This window comes from Novosphingobium sp. 550D (assembly GCF_057401885.1).
In genome coordinates, this window is sequence record NZ_CM171613.1 from 2,899,927 (window position 1) to 2,917,888 (window position 17,962).

14 protein-coding genes are annotated in these 17,962 nt (G+C 62.5%); 5 read left to right on the forward strand and 9 right to left on the reverse strand.

The window, feature by feature from the left end; all coding sequences use genetic code 11:
* Window positions 1-36: 36 nt before the first annotated feature.
* Genes virB11 through AC2S2E_RS13830 form a run of 8 tightly spaced genes read right to left on the reverse strand, consistent with a single transcriptional unit; the run spans window position 37 to window position 7,532 of the window.
* Complete coding sequence (gene virB11 / locus AC2S2E_RS13795) at window positions 37-1,005, reverse strand: P-type DNA transfer ATPase VirB11 (protein WP_486522742.1); 969 nt, start codon at window positions 1,003-1,005, stop codon at window positions 37-39.
* Window positions 1,005-2,021 carry a TraB/TrbI/VirB10 family type IV secretion system protein gene (locus tag AC2S2E_RS13800; RefSeq protein ID WP_486522743.1) on the reverse strand — a complete coding sequence of 339 codons (1,017 nt, stop codon included), beginning with the start codon at window positions 2,019-2,021 and terminating at the stop codon, window positions 1,005-1,007. The genes virB11 and AC2S2E_RS13800 overlap by 1 nt, the downstream gene beginning before the upstream one ends.
* Window positions 2,018-2,677, reverse strand: a complete 660-nt coding sequence (locus tag AC2S2E_RS13805) for a TrbG/VirB9 family P-type conjugative transfer protein (RefSeq protein ID WP_486522744.1) — start codon at window positions 2,675-2,677, stop codon at window positions 2,018-2,020. Before AC2S2E_RS13805 ends, AC2S2E_RS13800 begins: the two co-directional genes overlap by 4 nt.
* A complete protein-coding gene (locus tag AC2S2E_RS13810; RefSeq protein WP_486522745.1) occupies window positions 2,674-3,516 on the reverse strand; it encodes a VirB8 family type IV secretion system protein in 843 nt (280 codons plus the stop codon). The genes AC2S2E_RS13805 and AC2S2E_RS13810 overlap by 4 nt, the downstream gene beginning before the upstream one ends.
* Complete coding sequence (locus AC2S2E_RS13815) at window positions 3,513-4,631, reverse strand: type IV secretion system protein (RefSeq protein ID WP_486522746.1); 1,119 nt, start codon at window positions 4,629-4,631, stop codon at window positions 3,513-3,515. Before AC2S2E_RS13815 ends, AC2S2E_RS13810 begins: the two co-directional genes overlap by 4 nt.
* A complete protein-coding gene (locus AC2S2E_RS13820) occupies window positions 4,631-6,964 on the reverse strand; it encodes a VirB4 family type IV secretion/conjugal transfer ATPase (protein ID WP_486524606.1) in 2,334 nt (777 codons plus the stop codon). The genes AC2S2E_RS13815 and AC2S2E_RS13820 overlap by 1 nt, the downstream gene beginning before the upstream one ends.
* Window positions 6,943-7,251, reverse strand: a complete 309-nt coding sequence (locus AC2S2E_RS13825) for a VirB3 family type IV secretion system protein (RefSeq protein WP_486522747.1) — start codon at window positions 7,249-7,251, stop codon at window positions 6,943-6,945. Before AC2S2E_RS13825 ends, AC2S2E_RS13820 begins: the two co-directional genes overlap by 22 nt.
* Complete coding sequence (locus AC2S2E_RS13830) at window positions 7,248-7,532, reverse strand: TrbC/VirB2 family protein (protein WP_486524607.1); 285 nt, start codon at window positions 7,530-7,532, stop codon at window positions 7,248-7,250. The genes AC2S2E_RS13825 and AC2S2E_RS13830 overlap by 4 nt, the downstream gene beginning before the upstream one ends.
* Window positions 7,533-7,852: 320 nt before the next feature.
* Here AC2S2E_RS13830 and purC point away from each other — a divergent pair, with 320 nt between their 5' ends.
* On the forward strand, window positions 7,853-8,632 hold the full coding sequence (gene purC / locus AC2S2E_RS13835) for a phosphoribosylaminoimidazolesuccinocarboxamide synthase (protein ID WP_476103581.1): 780 nt from the start codon (window positions 7,853-7,855) through the stop codon (window positions 8,630-8,632).
* A gap of 63 nt (window positions 8,633-8,695) precedes the next feature.
* On the opposite strand, the gene AC2S2E_RS13840 is transcribed toward purC, so the two are convergent.
* Window positions 8,696-8,947: a hypothetical protein gene (locus AC2S2E_RS13840; protein ID WP_476103579.1), complete on the reverse strand. Its 252-nt coding sequence runs from the start codon at window positions 8,945-8,947 to the stop codon at window positions 8,696-8,698.
* Window positions 8,948-9,055: 108 nt separating this feature from the next.
* Between AC2S2E_RS13840 and AC2S2E_RS13845 the strand changes: the two genes are divergently transcribed.
* The 4 genes from AC2S2E_RS13845 (at window position 9,056) to AC2S2E_RS13860 (ending at window position 17,958) form a co-directional block, all read left to right on the forward strand.
* Window positions 9,056-12,013, forward strand: a complete 2,958-nt coding sequence (locus AC2S2E_RS13845; protein WP_486522748.1) for a M16 family metallopeptidase — start codon at window positions 9,056-9,058, stop codon at window positions 12,011-12,013.
* A gap of 159 nt (window positions 12,014-12,172) precedes the next feature.
* Window positions 12,173-13,360 (forward strand): efflux RND transporter periplasmic adaptor subunit, encoded by a 1,188-nt coding sequence (locus tag AC2S2E_RS13850; RefSeq protein WP_486522749.1) that lies wholly within the window; start codon window positions 12,173-12,175, stop codon window positions 13,358-13,360.
* Window positions 13,361-13,378: 18 nt separating this feature from the next.
* A complete protein-coding gene (locus AC2S2E_RS13855) occupies window positions 13,379-16,537 on the forward strand; it encodes an efflux RND transporter permease subunit (protein ID WP_486522750.1) in 3,159 nt (1,052 codons plus the stop codon).
* On the forward strand, window positions 16,534-17,958 hold the full coding sequence (locus tag AC2S2E_RS13860; RefSeq protein ID WP_486522751.1) for an efflux transporter outer membrane subunit: 1,425 nt from the start codon (window positions 16,534-16,536) through the stop codon (window positions 17,956-17,958). The genes AC2S2E_RS13855 and AC2S2E_RS13860 overlap by 4 nt, the downstream gene beginning before the upstream one ends.
* Window positions 17,959-17,962 lie beyond the last annotated feature (4 nt).

Here is a 17,962-nt window from a genome sequence, read left to right on the forward strand (position 1 = left end):
GCGATTTCCGAGGCGCTTGCCACGCATTTTCTGCCATTACGGACGAGTCGTGACGATCCGACTCACCCGCCTTGTCCCATCCCGCCGTTCCAGTTGCACGACGATGTCGATGACCGATCGCGCATATTCGACAATATCCCCCCGGCTCATCCCCAATCCCGCCTGCAAGGTGATCATCGCCAATTGCTCCATCGCACCTTCGGGACTGTCGGCATGGATGGTGGTCATCGAACCGGGATGGCCGGTATTCACCGCGCGCAGGAAACTATACGCCTCCCGCCCGCGCAGTTCGCCCAGCAAAATACGGTCCGGCCGCATCCGCAGCGATGCCTGCAACAGATCCTCGACCCCAACGCGCGCCTCCCCCAATTCGCCGCGCACGGCCAACAGGCCGACCGCATTGCTGTGAGGGATGGTCAATTCGGGCGTATCCTCAATCGTCACCAACCTTTCATCACGCGAAATTTCGCGGATCAGGGCGTTGAGGAAAGTCGTCTTGCCGCTCGACGTGCCGCCCGAAATCAGGATGTTGCGCCGCTCCCGCACCATCTGGGCCAGATAATCGCCCATCCCCTGCCCCAATTGCGGCGCCGGGACCGGCCGAGCAGGAACGATGCCCTGATGAAACTGGGTGCCGTCGAACAAACCCTGCCCGCCCATCTCATCCAGCCCCATATCGGCCACCACATGTTTGCGGATGGCCATGGCCATGCCCGCTCGCGCGGCGGGCGGCGCGACAATCTGAACCCGCGCACCATCAGGCAGGGTAGCCGCCATCAAAGGGTGCTGGCGGCTGATCCCCTGATGCGTGATCCCGGCCAAACCGCGCGCGATCAGCCACAACCGCGCCTCGTCCACTTCGGGCATGGCGAGGCACTCCATCGCGCCACCCAAACGCTCGACCCATACCTCACCGGCGCGGTTCACGAATATATCGGTGACATCTCCCTGCGCCAAAAAGGAGGCAAATGGCGCCAACCATGCCGCAAGCGTCGCCAAAGGCATCAGCGCAGCCCCGGCATACCGGCAAAATCCAGATCCCGCGCAACCAGCACGGCAATGGCCGCCCCTTCCTTTACCTTAACCGTAGCCGGGCGGTTGGTGCCGGGCGCCAATTGCTGTCCCACACTCTGCCCCGCGCCGCCCAGCCCCAGATAGACCGCCGTGCCTCCCCGGCTCACCTCCGCCGTCGCGACATTGACGCCCAGCGTCAGCGCCGATTGCAGGACTGCGCTGCCCAACCGCTCCAACGCATGCGTATCAACGCGCCCAGAGATCCCCGCCCCCCCCATCGCATCTGTCGCGGGAGAGGCAATCCGTATCGCCACCCCGTCGGTCCGGATCAGACGGTTCCACGTCACCATCACCCGCCGCTTGCCCGCGCTATTGTCGGCCTTGAATTCACCGATCAATCGGCTGCCCCGTGGTATCAGCACGCGTGTCCCGTCAAAGCCTCGCACGTCCTGTCCCACCATGGCGCGGGCCAATCCGGGCCGGTCGGAATTGAGCGGTGTTTCCAAGGTGACCGCGATAATCGTTCCTTGCGGGATTGTGCTGGACCGGCCCCGAATGATCGTTGCGTGGGCTGTTTCCTCCCCCCCTTCATTGCCGTCGCCCTTGCCCCCCTGCACCTCCGCACCATGGCCAGTGGTATTGTCGATGACCAACGCGGATTCATGATTGCCCACGGGGCGAGCCGGCGTGGGTTGGACCACAGGCGGCGGCGGGTAATTGGCCGATGGCGGCATATAGACCACCGGCGGCGGCGGCTTCACCACGGTCCTGGGTGCGGTGGACGGAGTGACAACCGGCACCGGCGCTTTTGCCTCCTCCGGCAAAACCAAGGGAGGAGGAGGGACGGAAAGCATAGCCTGCGCCTGCGGTTCAGGCACCACCTTGCGCTGCCCCTCCATCCATAGGAACAGGCCCGCGCCCAACGCCGCCGCAACGCCCAGCATCACCGGCAAAGGCAACATATCGCGGGGCGGGGCAACAATCGGGCGGATATCGCGCGGGTTCACGGCTCTATCCTCCGCCCCTCGGCCCGCGCGCGGCCCTGAATAAAGGTCAGGCGTTCAAACACACCTTCCACCACATAGAACCCATCGCGCATCGCCCCATTGACCAGAACCCGCCCCGCCGCATTCACCCCATAGACCGCAGGCAACGAGACGCCGTCGGGCCAACGCATCCGCGTCATCACGCCGTCATCGCCCAATTCATTGGGCCACAATGCGCTGCTGCCACTCAACCGATAGCGCCCCTCAATCGTCGGCGCGGAAACCGGCGGCGCGGGATAGGTAAAGCTCAGGAGATAGGGCTGCACCCCTTCACCGGGAGCTGCGCCGTAAAGGGTGAAATTATAGGTTCTGGCATCGCTGATCACGGTCAGGTTGGTGGTGGGCGCATAGCCCACGGGTTTGATGATCAAACTGTCGGCGCGTTTGTTGGTCTGTACGACCCAGCCCGCGCTATCGCCCAAAGTGACCGTCTCGATCCGCTCATCCCCGCCAAATCGAACCGTCAGGGCAAAGCCATTGGCCACCCGAAGCGCCACAACCTCATCCGGGTCATAGGCCACCGTCTGCAAATGAGGATCACCGCCACCCGCACGCGGCGTGATCTCTGCATACACCGGCGGCGCCCAGAACAAGGTGAGAGCCAAGATCCACCTCATGGCTCGCCTCCCCCCGGCTGGATGATTTGCGATGGATAGGGGCGTGGTCCAAACCGCCTTTGGCGAAGCGGCAGCGGACCGGGCATCGATGGCGCGGCCACCGCTTCGGGCTGCGACGCCATTTCCGGCGCCCGATATGCCACCAAAGGCCCAGCTTTCACCGGCGTCACAGGCGGAACGGGCGCGGCCTCCTGATCGCGGCGATAGGCGGTCACCTGAAAACCCAGAGGATTGATCATCCGATCCTCCATCCGCTGTGGCGCGCCGGAAAAGCGGTAATCCACCATGGCCACCCAATATTCGCGCCCGCCGCCATCGGGCGTGTCGGCGTAAAAGCGCACCATGGCGCGGCCCGCCCCGATGGGACTGACGCTTTCCACGCCAACGCGTTGCGCCTTGGTTCGGCCAAAGCGGGCGATCGGCCCCTGCGGATTGCCCGGTTGCATCAGGGCGAGATAGTCGCGCCTCGCCCCAACCGCCGACCACAGGGCGACCTTGCGATACTGCTCCTCAATCGTGGCGATATCATACCCTTCTCTGGCCACGACATATTGCGCCAACAGCGATTGGGTCAGCGCAGCATCAGGCCGAATGGTTTGCGGATGCGTCCCTTCCAGAACTTGCGTAAAACCGGTGTGGCTGTCGACCAGCAGCGTATAGGGCACCACGGTTTTGAGCGGCGCCATGGCGATCATCGCCAAAGCCTCCAGCCCCGCGACGCCCACCGCAACGCCCGCAACAATCCACGCCCGCCGGGCCGAACGCGCATGGGCATTATCGCGTTGCTGCGCCCAGCTTTCCGCCCGATCATAATAGGCGGCCCTGTTGCCCTCGGTCATACCGCGCCATCCCGTTTTTGTGCTGCGCCCGTTTGACGCTGCATCCTGCGCGCCGCCGTGCCGCCGCTTTGACCCAAAGGCGTCGGCGCGATACGTTCCACCGTCTTCTCGCTATTCAACCGGCTCAACATCACTTCACGGTTCATGCTGCGCGCCATGGATTGGGCAAAATGCTGCACACGCGACGCGCTCGAATGGCTCACGCGGCTGGCCAAAGTTTCGCGCGAAGATGTAGCGCGTCGGATATTTTGCGATGCCTGCATCGCCGCGGGAATGCGGATCGACCATGCCGCCCGCATCACGGCCAAGGAGACCACCACCATCAATGCCGCAAACATGCCCGCCGTCGTAACCAACCGCGCCGCCACGGCATCCGCCCCATTCCCCCCCGGATCTTGCAGCAGCAACGCCACCTGCGGCCCCGCCACGTCCAGTTCAAAGCCAAGGACCATCAACGCCGCAACAGCGGCCACCATTGCCCCGACAAGCACCCTGAGCCAGCCGATGAACAGCCCCTGCGCCCCGCTAAACAGTAATCCGCCCACAAACAGCGGCCCCACCCCCAGCAAAAGCGCAACCATAAGGCGCGGCGCCAACAACCCGCCCAGCGCCGCCCCCGTCATCCATCGTTGCGCCCGGGCCAATTGCTCCCTCGCCTCGCTCGATAGAACCTTCCCGCCCGGCTGCACCTTGTTTTCGGCCACCTGCATGCCGTCAATGCGCAACGCCTCGTCTATATCCGTTGCCATGCGGTCATAACGGGCCGCCAATCCGCCGCGCGCGCCATCCCCGCCCAGAATTGTCACCGCAATGCTCTCCGGCCCCTCAATCCCCACACGATAGGCCACCGCCTCCCACGCCGGCCAATGCGTGACCAACGCCAGCACCGCCCCCATGCGCAATGCCAGCATCATACCGTCACGCGCCTGCGCGTGACCCAGCAGCAAACGATAGCCCATCAGCGCCACGGCAATGGTCAAGGCCGCCGTCAGCCATGGCCCGCCGCCAAACGCGCGCCATCCGTCCTGCGCCATGCCCAGCGCCCGGCAATCCACCGCCGCCAGGACGCCACCAACGAATGGCCCCGCCGGATCAAAACCCCCGCAATCCGCCATTACCCATCCCCCAGCAGGACGGGCAACCAATCGGCCGGATCATCACCCACCTGCGCCCGGATGGCGTCCAAACGGCGCACGTTGCTTTCCCGTCCGGACAAAACCGTCAACCATCGCGCCCCGCCATTCAACGTCAGGCGCAAGACCACGCTCTCTCCGCCCTGTTTTACCAAAAAGCATCGCGCCGCATCGGGCATGGCGCGCACAAGTTCGAATTCATGCGGCGTTAGGCCGAACCCATCGACATAATCCTGCGCCCGCGCCTTGGGGTTGGCGGTAAAGATTTGGGTTGCGGTCTGTTCAACAATCGCCCCGGCAATGCGGCTGGCCAAAGCATCCTCGGCATTCTGGGTCACGAAGCCCAAAATGCCCCCACGCTTGCGCAAAGTCTTCAGCCAGTCGCGCAAGCGCCGCGCAAACAGATCATCGTCGAGAGCCTTCCACCCTTCATCCACCACGATTATGGCGGGGCGCCCTTCCAATCGTGCCTCTACCTGATGAAACAGGAACATCATCAAAGGTGTGCGCAAGGCCGGATGATCCAGCACCAGCGTCATATCAACGCCCACCACATCACGCGTCAGGTCAAGGCTGCCGTCCCCTTCATTATCAAACAGCCACGCATGTTCGCCATCCCCCCACCAAGGCCGCAACCGCGCGGCCAGATCATCGGGCATCGGCCGCGCCCCGCCGCGCAGCAAAGGCACAAAATGGCGCAACCGGCGCAATCCCGGCGGGGCCAGATAATTGGCCTCCACCGCGTCGCGCACCGCATCCAATTCCGCTGCATCGCGAACGCCCCCGGCCAGCAGCGCCAGCCATTCGATCAGAAAACCGCGATTGCCCGGCGTATCGTCCAGCGCCAAAGGGTTCAGCCCAGACGCCATCCCCGGTCTCATGGCCTCATAGGTTCCGCCCATGGCGCGGATGAAGATTTCCCCGCTGCGGTCTTTGTCGAACAGGATGATGCGCGGGTCGAAACGGCGCGCCTGTGCCAACAGGAAATTGGTGATGACGGTCTTGCCGCTGCCGCTGGGGCCGATGACCGAGAAGTTGCCCAGATCGCCACCATTGGCGTGGAAATTGAAATGATACGGCCCCGCCGCCGTCGTTTCAAACAGGGCCACCGCATCGCCCCACACATTCCCCCGCGCGCGGCCAAGGGGAAAGCCGTGTCCGCTGGCAAAAGACGCGAAATTGGCGGAACCGATCAAAGCCCGCCGCGCAATATAGGAAAAATTGCCCGGAAATTGCGCCCAGAACCCCGGCTCCAATCCGACATCCTCACGCACCGCCACCATGCCCAGATCGCACAACGCGGCCAAAACTTCGGCGACGCCCGCGTCAATCTCCTCTTGATCATCCCCCATGACGTGAACCGACAGGTGATGCTCCCCAAATCCGGCACGCCCTGCGGCCACATCATCCTTGGCCTGCGCCAATTCCTCGCGCAGGCTGATCGCTTCATCATCGGCGGCCCGCATCCGGCGCAGCGCCCGGTTCATCCGCCCAAGGCTTTCCCCCCGGTCAACAAAGGCAAAACTCTGGCTGATATTCATGGCAAAGGGCAGGCGCAGCAGGTCATCCAGCATGCCCGCCGTGGTCTGCCCCGGATAATCCTTGATCGAAACCATCGCGCCAAAACGCGCGCCCAGTTGCAACGTATCCTGACCAAAGGACACCCGATGGCGGGGCAGATGGTGACCAACATCGCCATAGGGCAACAACACCGGCCCGATATCCCCGTTGAACAATGCGGACAGGAATTCCAGCACCTCGGAACAGGGGCCATGAGCCGTGTCATAGGCGCAAAGGCGGCGCGCTCCATAAGCGGCCAAAGCGGCCAAAACCTGTTCAACCGCAGCGTCCAGCGCGCGCAAATCCTGTTGCCTTGCCGCGCCTGATGGCTGGCCCCACCAACGCAGGCCCTTTACCTGCGCCGGACGGCGGACCACCGTGATGAACAGGTCATTGGCATAGAGCCTGCGCGCGGCCAGTCTTTCACGCCACGCCTCGTCCAGCCCCTTGCTGAAGGCATCAGGAAAGGTTCCGGCCAGATCGGGTTCAACCCGGCGGCGAAGAATGTGATGATAGACCGCAAAGCGGGACGATCCTATCGCCCGCAACATCGCGTCACGCATATCTTTGCGATAGTTCAGCGTCTCGCTGTCGGCGGTTTCGAACATCAATCCGTCGATACGGATAACCTGCAATAGCGAGCCATCGCGCAGCGCCAGCGTAACATCATCCACCATATGCGAATAGGGCAGATGAAGGCCCGCCGCGGCCTCCCCCGCGAAATCGGGGCTTTTCAAGGCCGATAGGAATTGCATCGCCAGAACCGATAATGGCGCACACGCGGACAGCGCATCGCGCGGGTCAGCCAAAGGTCAAACCGGCGCGGTTCCTGCAAACAGGCCAAGGCGCCCAATGCGTGAGCCACCATCGCCACCAACACCACCCAGCCCGAACGCAGCAGCAAAAATGCCTCGGTCGAGATCACCAGATTGATGACGAAGAAAGACCACGTTACGCCCGCAAACATCTGGGGCCGGGTCAAGCCGACAAACAAAGTGTCGCGCGCCAGAGGCGTTGATGCGGTTGCCCCCCGCCCGTTCATTGGCCCATCGCCGCGGTTTGGATACCGGCCACAATACTGGCCGCGCCGAACAGGACGAAGCAGCCAAGGATGACACTGGCCCCATATCGCCAGTTGATCCGCCCGGTCAGCATCATCATGCCCACCACCGCCACGGCCACCACGGCGGCGACCGTGGCCACCGTGCCCATCAACGTCCCCTGAACCCAGCGCAGTGCGCCGACAATCGGCCCGGACCCGGCCGGATCAGCGGCCCCGTAAACCTGTGCCCAGATCGGCGCGCCCCACACCGCCAGCAACATGGCGGTCATCCGGCGATAGTGTTGCAACATGTCGTGTTTCATGGGGCATAGGGGTAAAAACGACCCCACCGTCCCGCAACGCGGATTGCATCGGTTTCCAATCCGATTTTTTACCTAAACAGGTCAATCATATCGTTCAAACTCGATAAAGCGTGTCGGTCAAAGGTTGATGCAACGCCCCGCTTCGCCTATAGGCGCGCCCTTTCCCGGGGTTGGCGGCATTTTTGCCGTGTGTTCGTGCATCTTCGGGCTTGCCTTTTGGCGGCGCTGGGCGCCAAAGGCATGAATCGCCGATCCAGTCAGGAATTAGGGGAAAGCCCATGTCGCGTCGCCGTCAGATCTATGAAGGCAAGGCCAAGATCCTTTACGAAGGTCCCGAGCCGGGCACGATCATCCAGTATTTCAAGGATGATGCCACCGCTTTCAACGCGCTTAAAAAGGGCACGATCAACGGCAAGGGCGTGATTAACAATCGCATCAGCGAATATGTGTTCACGCGCCTGAACCACATCGGCATTCCGACCCACTTTATCCGCCGCCTCAACATGCGCGAACAACTGGTTCGCCAGTGCGAGATCGTGCCGATCGAGGTCGTGGTGCGCAATGTGGCCGCCGGTTCGATTTCCAAGCGCCTTGGCATTGCCGAAGGTGAACCGCTGCCCCACACGCTGATCGAATATTATTACAAGGACGATGCGTTGGGCGATCCGATGATTGCCGAAGAGCACATTGCCTGCTTCGGTTGGGCCAGCAACGAGGAAATGCAGGACATTTCCAGCATGGCCATCCGCATCAACGATTTCATGTGCGGCATGTTTGCGGCGATCAACATTCGTCTGATCGACTTCAAACTCGAATTCGGCCGTATCTGGGACGGCGATTACAGCCGCGTCATCCTGGCCGACGAAATCAGCCCCGACGGTTGCCGTCTGTGGGACATGAATTCGGGTGAGAAGCTGGACAAGGACCGCTTCCGTCAGGATCTGGGCGGTGAGGAAGAAGCCTATCAGGAAGTCGCGCGCCGTCTCGGCCTGCTCGACAATGATGGGCCGAGCGAAGTGCTCGACCTCAACCACCATCGCAAGCTGCGCGGCAAGTAAGCCTTAAACGCAGTCGCGAATCAGAAAGGGGCGCTCCATATCGGGGCGCCCCTTTTCGTTGGATCAGTCGTTGCCCCAGCGCCAACGCGGGGGCTCGCCCTTGATCCAGCAAATGGCGATGAGGGCGATGGTCGCAATCACAACCGCGCCATTGAACGCCGCCATATGACCTTTGGCGGCCAGTTCGGCGCCCGCCGCGACGATCACCGCCAGATAGGCCGCCAGAACCGCCCATCCTTGCCAACATAGCGGCACACCCCAACCCCAGCCATAGCGCTTTGCGGGGAACCAGTAGCTCTTGTCCTGCTGTGCCATAAACACCTCCGGTTTGGGGGAAATTACGCCTCTATCGACGCGGCATCAAGCAAATCCGGCGACAATTGCCCGCTTCCCCTGCGCGATTTTCCCTCTTAGTCTGGCGCAATGAAGCAGCCTTGGCACCCGCTTGTCCTTGCCGCCCTGTTGGGCATGATCGCCGCGCCGGTCCACGCCCGCCCGCCCGCGCGGGGCGGTTCGCTGGCAACAGCCCATCGCACGACGGCCGCGCCCCGCGCCATGGCCGCCGTATGGCCGTTTCAAAAGAGCGATATTGCCCCCGATCCTGCCTATCGCTTTGGACGCCTGCCCAACGGTATGCGCTATATCCTGCGCCACAATGAAACGCCCAAGGGCGAGGTCATTGTCCGCATGCGCTTTGACGTCGGTTCGCTGGACGAGGGCGAGAAGGAGCGCGGTTTTGCCCATTTCGTCGAACATATGGCGTTTCAGGGCAGCACCCATGTCGCACAGGGCGAAATGGTCCGCCTGCTGGAACGAAAAGGGCTGGCCTTTGGCGCGCATACCAACGCGTTCACGACCTATGAAACCACGACCTATCACCTCGATCTGCCGCGTAACACGCCCGATCTGATCGACACGGCACTGATGCTGATGCGCGAAACGGCCAGCGAGTTGACCATTTCACCCGACAGCGTGAGCAGCGAGCGCGGCGTCATCCTGTCCGAAAAGCGCGACCGCAACAGTTGGCAATATCGCGAGGCGCAGGATCGCTTTGCCTTTGCCGACCCCAATGCCCGTTATGTGCAACGCAGCCCGATCGGCACCGACGAAACGTTGGGCGGCGCCACGGCCGAGGCTCTGCGCGCATTTTGGCGCCGCAATTACGTGCCGGAAAAGGCCGTTCTGGTCATGGTGGGCGATTTCGACGTGGCCAAGGTCGAAGCCGACATTCGTGCCAAATTCACCGACTGGGCCGCATCGCCCATCGCCCAGCAACCCTCCGCCGGGCCGATTGATGGCGCCGACACGGGGCGCAATTCAATCTATATCGACCCATCCCTGTCCGAACATATCACCATCAGCCGTCGCAGTCCGTGGCGGGACGAGCCGGACACTTGGGCGAACCGCCGAAAAAGTCTAGCCGCGACGGTGGGATATGGCATCATCAACCGGCGATTGCAGAAGCTTTCGCGCAGGCTGGATCCGCCATTCCGCGCGGCGCAATTTGGCACCAATGATATTTTTCATGCCGGGCGCGATACGGCCATCAACGTTGATTCCATCGATGGCCGCTGGCGCCGTGCGCTGACCGCCGCGACGACCGAAGTGCGCCGCGCGCTGGAACAGGGCTTTACCCAGAGCGAGATCGACGAACAGGTCGCGGTGCTGAACAGCCTTGCCGAAACCGCGGCCGCGCGTGAAGAAACGCAGGGCAGCGTGGCGCTGGCCAATGCGGCCTTGGGCATGTTGCGCGGGGGGACGATCCCATCCAACCCGGCCGTCAACCTTGGCTTCATCAAGGCCGAGGCGGGCAAATTGACGCCGCAACGCGTGTTGGCCGAGGTCAAGGCCGATATGCAGGCGCTCGACAATCCGCTGATCCGCTTTACCGGACGGCGAGCCCCCGATGGCGGCGCCCCGGCCATCCGCACCGCATGGAACGAGGCCGCCAGTGCGCCCCTGCCCACCATTATGGAGCCGCCGCCGGCCCCCTTTGCCTATACCGATTTTGGCAAGCCCGGCGTGGTGGTCGAGGACAAACGCGAACCCCATTTCGGCATCCGCCAGATCCGCTTTGCCAATGGCGTCCGGCTGAACCTGAAACACACCAACCTGTCGCGGCAATCGGTGCTGGTGCATCTGGCGATTGATGGCGGGCAAATGCTGGCCACCAGCGACAATCCGCTGGCCGTGGAAATGACCGCGATGATGGGCACGGGGGGCCTTGGCAAACATACGCTCGATGAAATGCAGTCGCTGACCGCCGGGCATCTTGTCAGCCTTGGCCTGACCGCGACGGGGGACAGTTTCAACGCGTCGGCGGGGACACGGCCCAAGGATCTCTTGCTGCAACTTCAGATGATGACCGCATTGATCACCGATCCGGGCTATCGCCAGGAAGGCGAGAACATCTTTCACCAGAACGCCAACACCATGTTCCTGCGCCTGAAATCAACACCGGGCAGCGCGTTGCAGAGCAGCATCGGCGGCATCCTGTCGGACAATGATCCGCGATTTACCCTGCAACCCGTCACGGCCTATCGGGGCCTGACCTTTGCCAAGTTGAAGCGCGACATTACCGAGCGGCTTCAACTTGGCGCGATTGAAATCGGCCTTGTCGGGGATCTGGACGAGGATGCCGCGATTGCCGATGTCGCGCGCACCTTTGGCGCCCTGCCCACACGAGAGGCAGAGTTCCGCCAATATGATACCCAGCGCCAACGCAACTTTACCGCAACGCGCGGCGACCGCACCATTACCCACACCGGCCCCGCCGATCAGGCGCTGATCTATGAAGTATGGCCCACCCGCGATGACCGCGATCCGCAGGAAAAACAGGTGCTCAACATGCTGCAACGCGTGTTGCGCATCCAATTGACCGAAACCCTGCGCCAAAAACTGGGCCGGTCGTACTCCCCCAGCGCCAGCAGCGATCTGAGCCGGGTATGGCGCAATTACGGCACATTCACCATTGCCGCATCGATCAACACCGACAGCGTGGCCATGGCCAAAGAGGCCATTGAGGAAGCCGTCAACAACCTGATCAAGACGCCGCCTTCGGACGATCTGATGCTGCGCGCCCGTGCGCCCTTGCTGGAAACCATCGCCAACACGCTCAACACCAATGGCGGGTGGCTGGGCATTGTCGCTTTGTCGCAAAGCGAACCGGATCAGTTGGAGCGTCAATTGCACGCCGCCGAACGTTTGCGCGCCGTCACACCGCAAGCGGTTCAGGCTGCTGCTCGCCGATATCTTGCGCCGGGCGATGCGGTGCGCATCACCGTCTTGCCGGATCCTGCGCCCACCGCCGCAACGGCGACAAAATCCGCCACAACGAATGAAACCGGTTTTGTATCCCGCAATGATGTACCGCATTCATAATAATTATGACACGCCGCAGACTGGGCCAAAAAGCGTACGAATTGCGACAAATAATTACCCTTTTTCCGACAATCTGCCCCTGTGCCGCCCTTGACGATTGGAGCCTGTGACCGGCAAAGCGCAGGCTGAATATAGATTACAGAATACCGGGGGCTCTCCATGTTTAATACCCGTCGCATTGCTCCCTTTACGGGACGGCTCGTCGTGCTGGCTGCCGGCCTTGCGCTGGCGCTGTCGGCGTGTTCGGGGGAACCACAGCGTGACAAAAAACCGCCACAGGTGGGCTTTGCCGTGGTCAGCCTGACGGAAGTTCCGCTGGAAATCGAATTGCCCGGCCGCACCGCGCCGTTCCGTCAGGGACAGGTCCGCCCGCAGGTTTCGGGCGTTCTGATGCGCCGCCTCTTTACCGAGGGCCAGTTGGTTCATCAGGGCCAGCCCCTGTATCAGATCGACCCCAGCGTCTATCGCGCCGCCGCCGATCAGGCGGCCGCCAATCTGGTGAGCGCACAGGCCAGCGCCGAAGCCGCCAAGATCAAGGCCGACCGCTACAAGCCGCTGGCCGCCGATCAGGCCGTGGCCCAGCAGGATTACACCGATGCCGCGGCCACCGCGCGCACCACGGCGGCCTCGGTCGCCCAATTTCGCGCAGCATTGAACGCGGCCAAGGTCAATTTGCGCTTCACCACGGTTCCAGCGCCCATCACGGGCCGCATCGGGCGTTCACTCTATACCGAAGGCGCGCTGGTCACCGCCAATCAGACCGATCCGCTCTCGGTGATCTCGACGCTTGACCCGATCTATGTCGATATTCAGCAGAGCAGCGCCAGCCTGACGAAGCTGCGCAAGACCTTTGCCGATGGCGGCATCAAGGAAGTCGGCAAGGTCAAGCTGATCCTTGAAGACGGCAGCCAGTATCCGATCGAGGGCACGCTGGAGTTTTCCGAAGTGACCGTGGACACGGCCACCGGCACAGTTGCACTGCGCGCGAAATTCGCCAACCCGGATGGCACTTTGTTGCCCGGCCTGTTTGTGCGCACCCGCGTTTCGCAGGGTAAGCAGACCAAGGTTGTTCTGGTTCCGCAGGGCGCGCTCAGCCGCGATCCGCGTGGCGGGGCGACGGTGATGGTGCTGAACGGCAACAAGGTGGAAATTCGCAAGGTGACCGCCGACCGGACGATTGGCGACCAATGGGTCGTCACCGACGGTTTGAAGGCCGGTGACAGGCTGATCACGCAGGGTCTGGGCAAGGTCCGCCCCGGCCAGCAGGTCGTGGCCGTTCCGGACAGCACGCCGCAAGGGATCAAGAACGGCAAGAAGCCTTCGGGCGCAGCCCCTTCGGCAAAGTAAGGGACGGGAAACAGCGTCATGTCGCGCATCTTTATCGACCGTCCGATTTTTGCATGGGTGATTGCGATCATCATCATGCTGGCCGGTATCGCCGGGGTTTTGACCCTGCCGGTACAGCAGTTTCCCGATATTGCCCCGCCCCAGGTGAACATCAACACCACCTATCCGGGCGCCTCGGCGGCTATTCTGGAAACCAGCGTCACGCAGGTGATTGAACAGCAGCTGACCGGGCTTGACGGGTTGCTCTATTTCTCCTCGACGTCGAGTTCGTCGGGTCAGGTGTCGATTTCGGCCACGTTCGAAAAGGGCACCAACCCCGACATCGCCCAGGTGCAGGTCCAGAACAAGGTCCAGCAGGCCCTCTCGCGCCTGCCTTCGGTGGTGCAGCAGCAGGGCGTGCGCGTGACGAAGTCGAACCCCGACTTCCTGTTGGTGGCCTTTGTCGCGGATACCTATGACCGCACGACCAATATCGACGTATCCGACTTTTTGGCGAGCCGGTTGCAGGAGCCGATCGGCCGCATCGAAGGCGTGGGCCAAACCAACGGTTTTGGCGCGCAATATGCGATGCGCATTTGGCTTGATCCCAACAAGCTGGCCGCCAATCAGTTGATGCCTTCGGACGTCATCACCGCGATTACGGCCCAGAACGCCGAAGTGGCCGCAGGCGAAATCGGCGCGGTCCCCTCGCCTGCGGGCCAGATGCTGGATGCGACGGTGACGGCGCAATCGCGCCTGACCAGCCCGGCCGAATTTGCCCAGATCGTCGTCAAAAGCGCGACCAGCGGGGCAACCGTTCGGCTTTCGGATGTCGCGCGTATTGAACTTGGTTCTGAATCCTATGGCGTGGTCAGCCGCGTGAACGGACATCCGGGTGCAGCTCTGGCGGTTTCGCTGGCGCCGGGCGCAGACGCTCTGGCCACGGCCAAGCTGGTCAAGGCCAAGTTTGCCGAACTCTCCAAGACGTTCCCGGCGGGCTACACCTATGGCTTTGCCAATGACTCGACGCGCTTTATTTCCAAGTCGGTGGCCGACGTGGTCGAAACGCTGTTCGAAGCGATCATTCTGGTCGTCATCGTCATGTTCGTCTTTCTGCAAAGCTGGCGCGCAACGCTGATCCCGGCGATTGCGGTGCCGGTGGTTATGTTGGGCACATTCGCCATCTTTTCTGTTGCGGGATATTCGATCAACACGCTGACGCTGTTCGGGTTGGTGCTGGCCATTGGTCTGCTGGTCGACGACGCGATTGTGGTGGTCGAAAATGTCGAACGTCTGATGGCCGAAAACCCCGGCATGACGCCGCGTGAAGCGACCATCGAATCGATGAAGGAAATCTCGATCGCGCTGATCGCCATTGCGCTGGTCCTGTCGGCAGTGTTCATGCCGATGGCTTTCTTTGGCGGCTCAACGGGCGTGATTTATCGCCAATTCTCGCTGACCATCGTTTCCGCCATGGCCTTGTCGGTGGTGGTGGCGCTGGTCCTGTCGCCCGCTTTGACGACCACCATTTTGAAACGGCCGGAAGACGAAGACGAAACCTCGCTCGTCGGCCGGGCCAGCCATTGGATGCGCGTCCGTTTTGACCGCTATTTTGGCCGCCTGCTCAATTGGTATCACCCCAAAGCGACATGGGCCGCGACGCATAAGCGCGGGCCAATTGTGGCCTATATCGTAGTTCTGGTGGCGTTGGTCGTGCTGTTCGTGCGCATGCCCACCGGCTTTCTGCCTTCAGAAGATCAGGGCATGGCCCAGATCAGTTTCCAGTTGCCCGCAGGCGCGACGTTGGAGCGCACCCAGCAGGCACAGGCGGCGATTGAGAAGTATTTCCTCAATCACGACAAGAAGAACATCGATACGGTTCTGGTCGTGGCCGGCGGCGCCCAAGGCGGCGGCAGCGGCCAGAATGCGGGTCGCGGCTTCGTATCGTTGACCGATTGGGAAGATCGCAAAGGCGCGGAAAATTCGGCCGAAGCGATTACGCGCCGCGCGACAGCCGCCATCAGCGGCGGTTATCGCGATCTGGAATTCTATGCTCTGCAACCGCCCATCGTGCGCGGTCTGGGTCAGGCCACCGGCTTTACCGCCGAAGTGCTGAACAGCGGCGGCATGGATCAGGAAGCCTTCTCCAAGCTGCGCGACGAAATTCTGGCCGAAGCGCGGACCTTGCCGCAATTGTCGAATGTGCGCCTGACGGGCCTGCCCGATCAGCCCACGCTCAAAATCACCACCGATACGGCCAAATTGGCGGCCCTTGGCGTTGCGCCTTCGGATGTGAACACGACATTGGCCGCGGCATGGGGGGGCCGTTACGTCAACGACTTTGTCGACCGCGGCCGCGTAAAGCGCGTCTTTGTCATGGGCGATGCCGAATTCCGTTCGCGCCCCGAAGACCTCTCGCAATGGCAGGTGCGCAACAGCAGCGGCAGGATGGTGCCCTTCTCGGCCTTTGCCAGCTTTACGTGGAGCAAGGCGCCCAACGCGACCTATCGCTTCTCTGGCACGCCCAATTTCGAAGTGTCAGGTCAGGCCGCGCAGGGCTATTCATCAGGCGACGCCATGAACGCGTTCGAGGCGCTTGTGGCGCAATATCCCGATGTCTCGATCGCATGGTCGGGCGCGTCCTATCAGGAACGACTGTCATCGGGTCAGGCGCCGCTGCTCTATTCGGTGTCGCTGATCGTGGTGTTCCTGTGCCTTGCGGCTCTGTATGAAAGCTGGAGCATTCCCTTTGCCGTGCTGCTGGTCATTCCGGTGGGTCTGGTGGGGGCCGTGGCCGCGGTCACGCTGCGCGGACTTCAGAATGACGTCTATCTCCAGATTGGTTTGACGACGACGATGGGTCTGGCGGCGAAGAACGCCATCTTGATGATCGAATTTGCCGAACAGGGCGAAAAGGCGGGCAAGGATCCGATCACGGCGGTGCTGGATGCGGCGCGTATGCGTTTGCGGCCCATTCTGATGACCTCCTGCGCCTTCATCTTTGGCGTGCTGCCCTTGGCGATTGCCACGGGCGCAGGCGCCAATGCACGTATCGCCATCGGCACTTCGGTGATCGGCGGCATGCTGACGGCAACGGGTCTGGCCATTTTCTTCATCCCGATGTTCTTCGTTCTGGTGCGTGGCGGTTTCCGCCAGTTCCGCCGCAAGAAAGCCGATGATCAGGGAGCGGTGGCATGAAGAAACTCTCGCTGATTGCGGCCTTGGCTCTGGCCCTGCCCGGTGGGATTGAGGCGCGTCCGCGCGCCGATCAGCCCGCCGATCCCACGCCGCTGCCCATCCCTTCGGCATGGCCCAAGGGCGAGGCCTATGTCCTGCCCGCCGACGCGGCGCTGCCTTCTTACAGCTATGCGCAGGTTTTGGCCGACCCGCGTCTGGTCAAGGTGATCGAACTGGCGCTGGCCAAGAATCAGGACTTGGCGGTCGCGCTGGCCAATATCGAGGCGGCGCGGAACCAGTATCTGGTGCAGCGCGGCGCTCTTTTTCCCGAAATCGACGCCAATGGTGGGTTTACCCATGCCGAGGGTGACGGCACCCGCGTTGCGGGCGCCACGACCAAGGGTGATGCGGCCAGCGCGACGGCCACTCTGGCCAGCTATGAAATTGACCTGTTCGGGCGCATTCGCGGCCTGACGGCGGCGGCCAAGGCGACCTATCTGGCCAGTGAGGCCGGTTCGCGCGCCACGCGCCTGACGCTGATCGCCAATGTGGCCAATGGCTGGTTGACCTATGCGGCGGACAAGAGCCTGCTCAAACTGGCGCAGGATACGGCGGCCAGCGCGGAAAAGAGCGTGTCGCTGACCAAGCGGCGCGTTGATGGCGGGATTGGCCTGCTGGCCGATCTGCGCAAGGCGGAATTGACGCTGCGCACGGCGCAGGCCGATGTCGCGGCCCAGACCAATGCCGTGGCGCAGGATCTCAATGCGCTGCGCCTATTGGTGGGCGATGATGTTGCGGCCGATTTGCTGCCCGCTTCGATTGAGGACGCGTCGGCGCATCTGGCCCCGGTGGCTGCGGGGCTGGATTCCACGATCCTTCTGCGCCGTCCCGATGTGGCGCAGGCCGAATTCACGCTGCGCGCCTCCTATGCCAATGTGGATGCGGCCCGCGCCGCGCTTTATCCCAAAATCACGCTGACGGGCGTGGCCGGGGTTGCGACCACCGCGCTCTCCAGCCTGTTTTCGCCGGCGAATTTCGCATGGGGTCTGACATCGGCTGCTTCGTGGCCGATTTTCAAGGGCGGCGCGGCCAAGGCCACCTATCGCGTCAGCCAGGCCCAGCGCGACGCTGCTCTGGCCACCTATCGCAAAACGGTGCAGACCGCGTTTCAGGATGTCGCCAATGTCCTGGCCCGTCGCGGCACGATTGAGGCCCAGATCGAGGCGGTACGCGCCGGACGCGATGCCGCATCGGACAATTACCGTCTGGTCAATCGCCGCTATGAGGGCGGGATCGGCACATGGCTCGATGCGCTGACGGCGCAGCAATCGCTCTATGCCAGCGAGAAGACGCTGGTCGCGGCGCAATTCACGCGGGCCAGCAATCTGGTCGGTCTCTACCGCGCTCTTGGCGGCGACAGCGCGGCCATTGCACGCCGTTGATCGG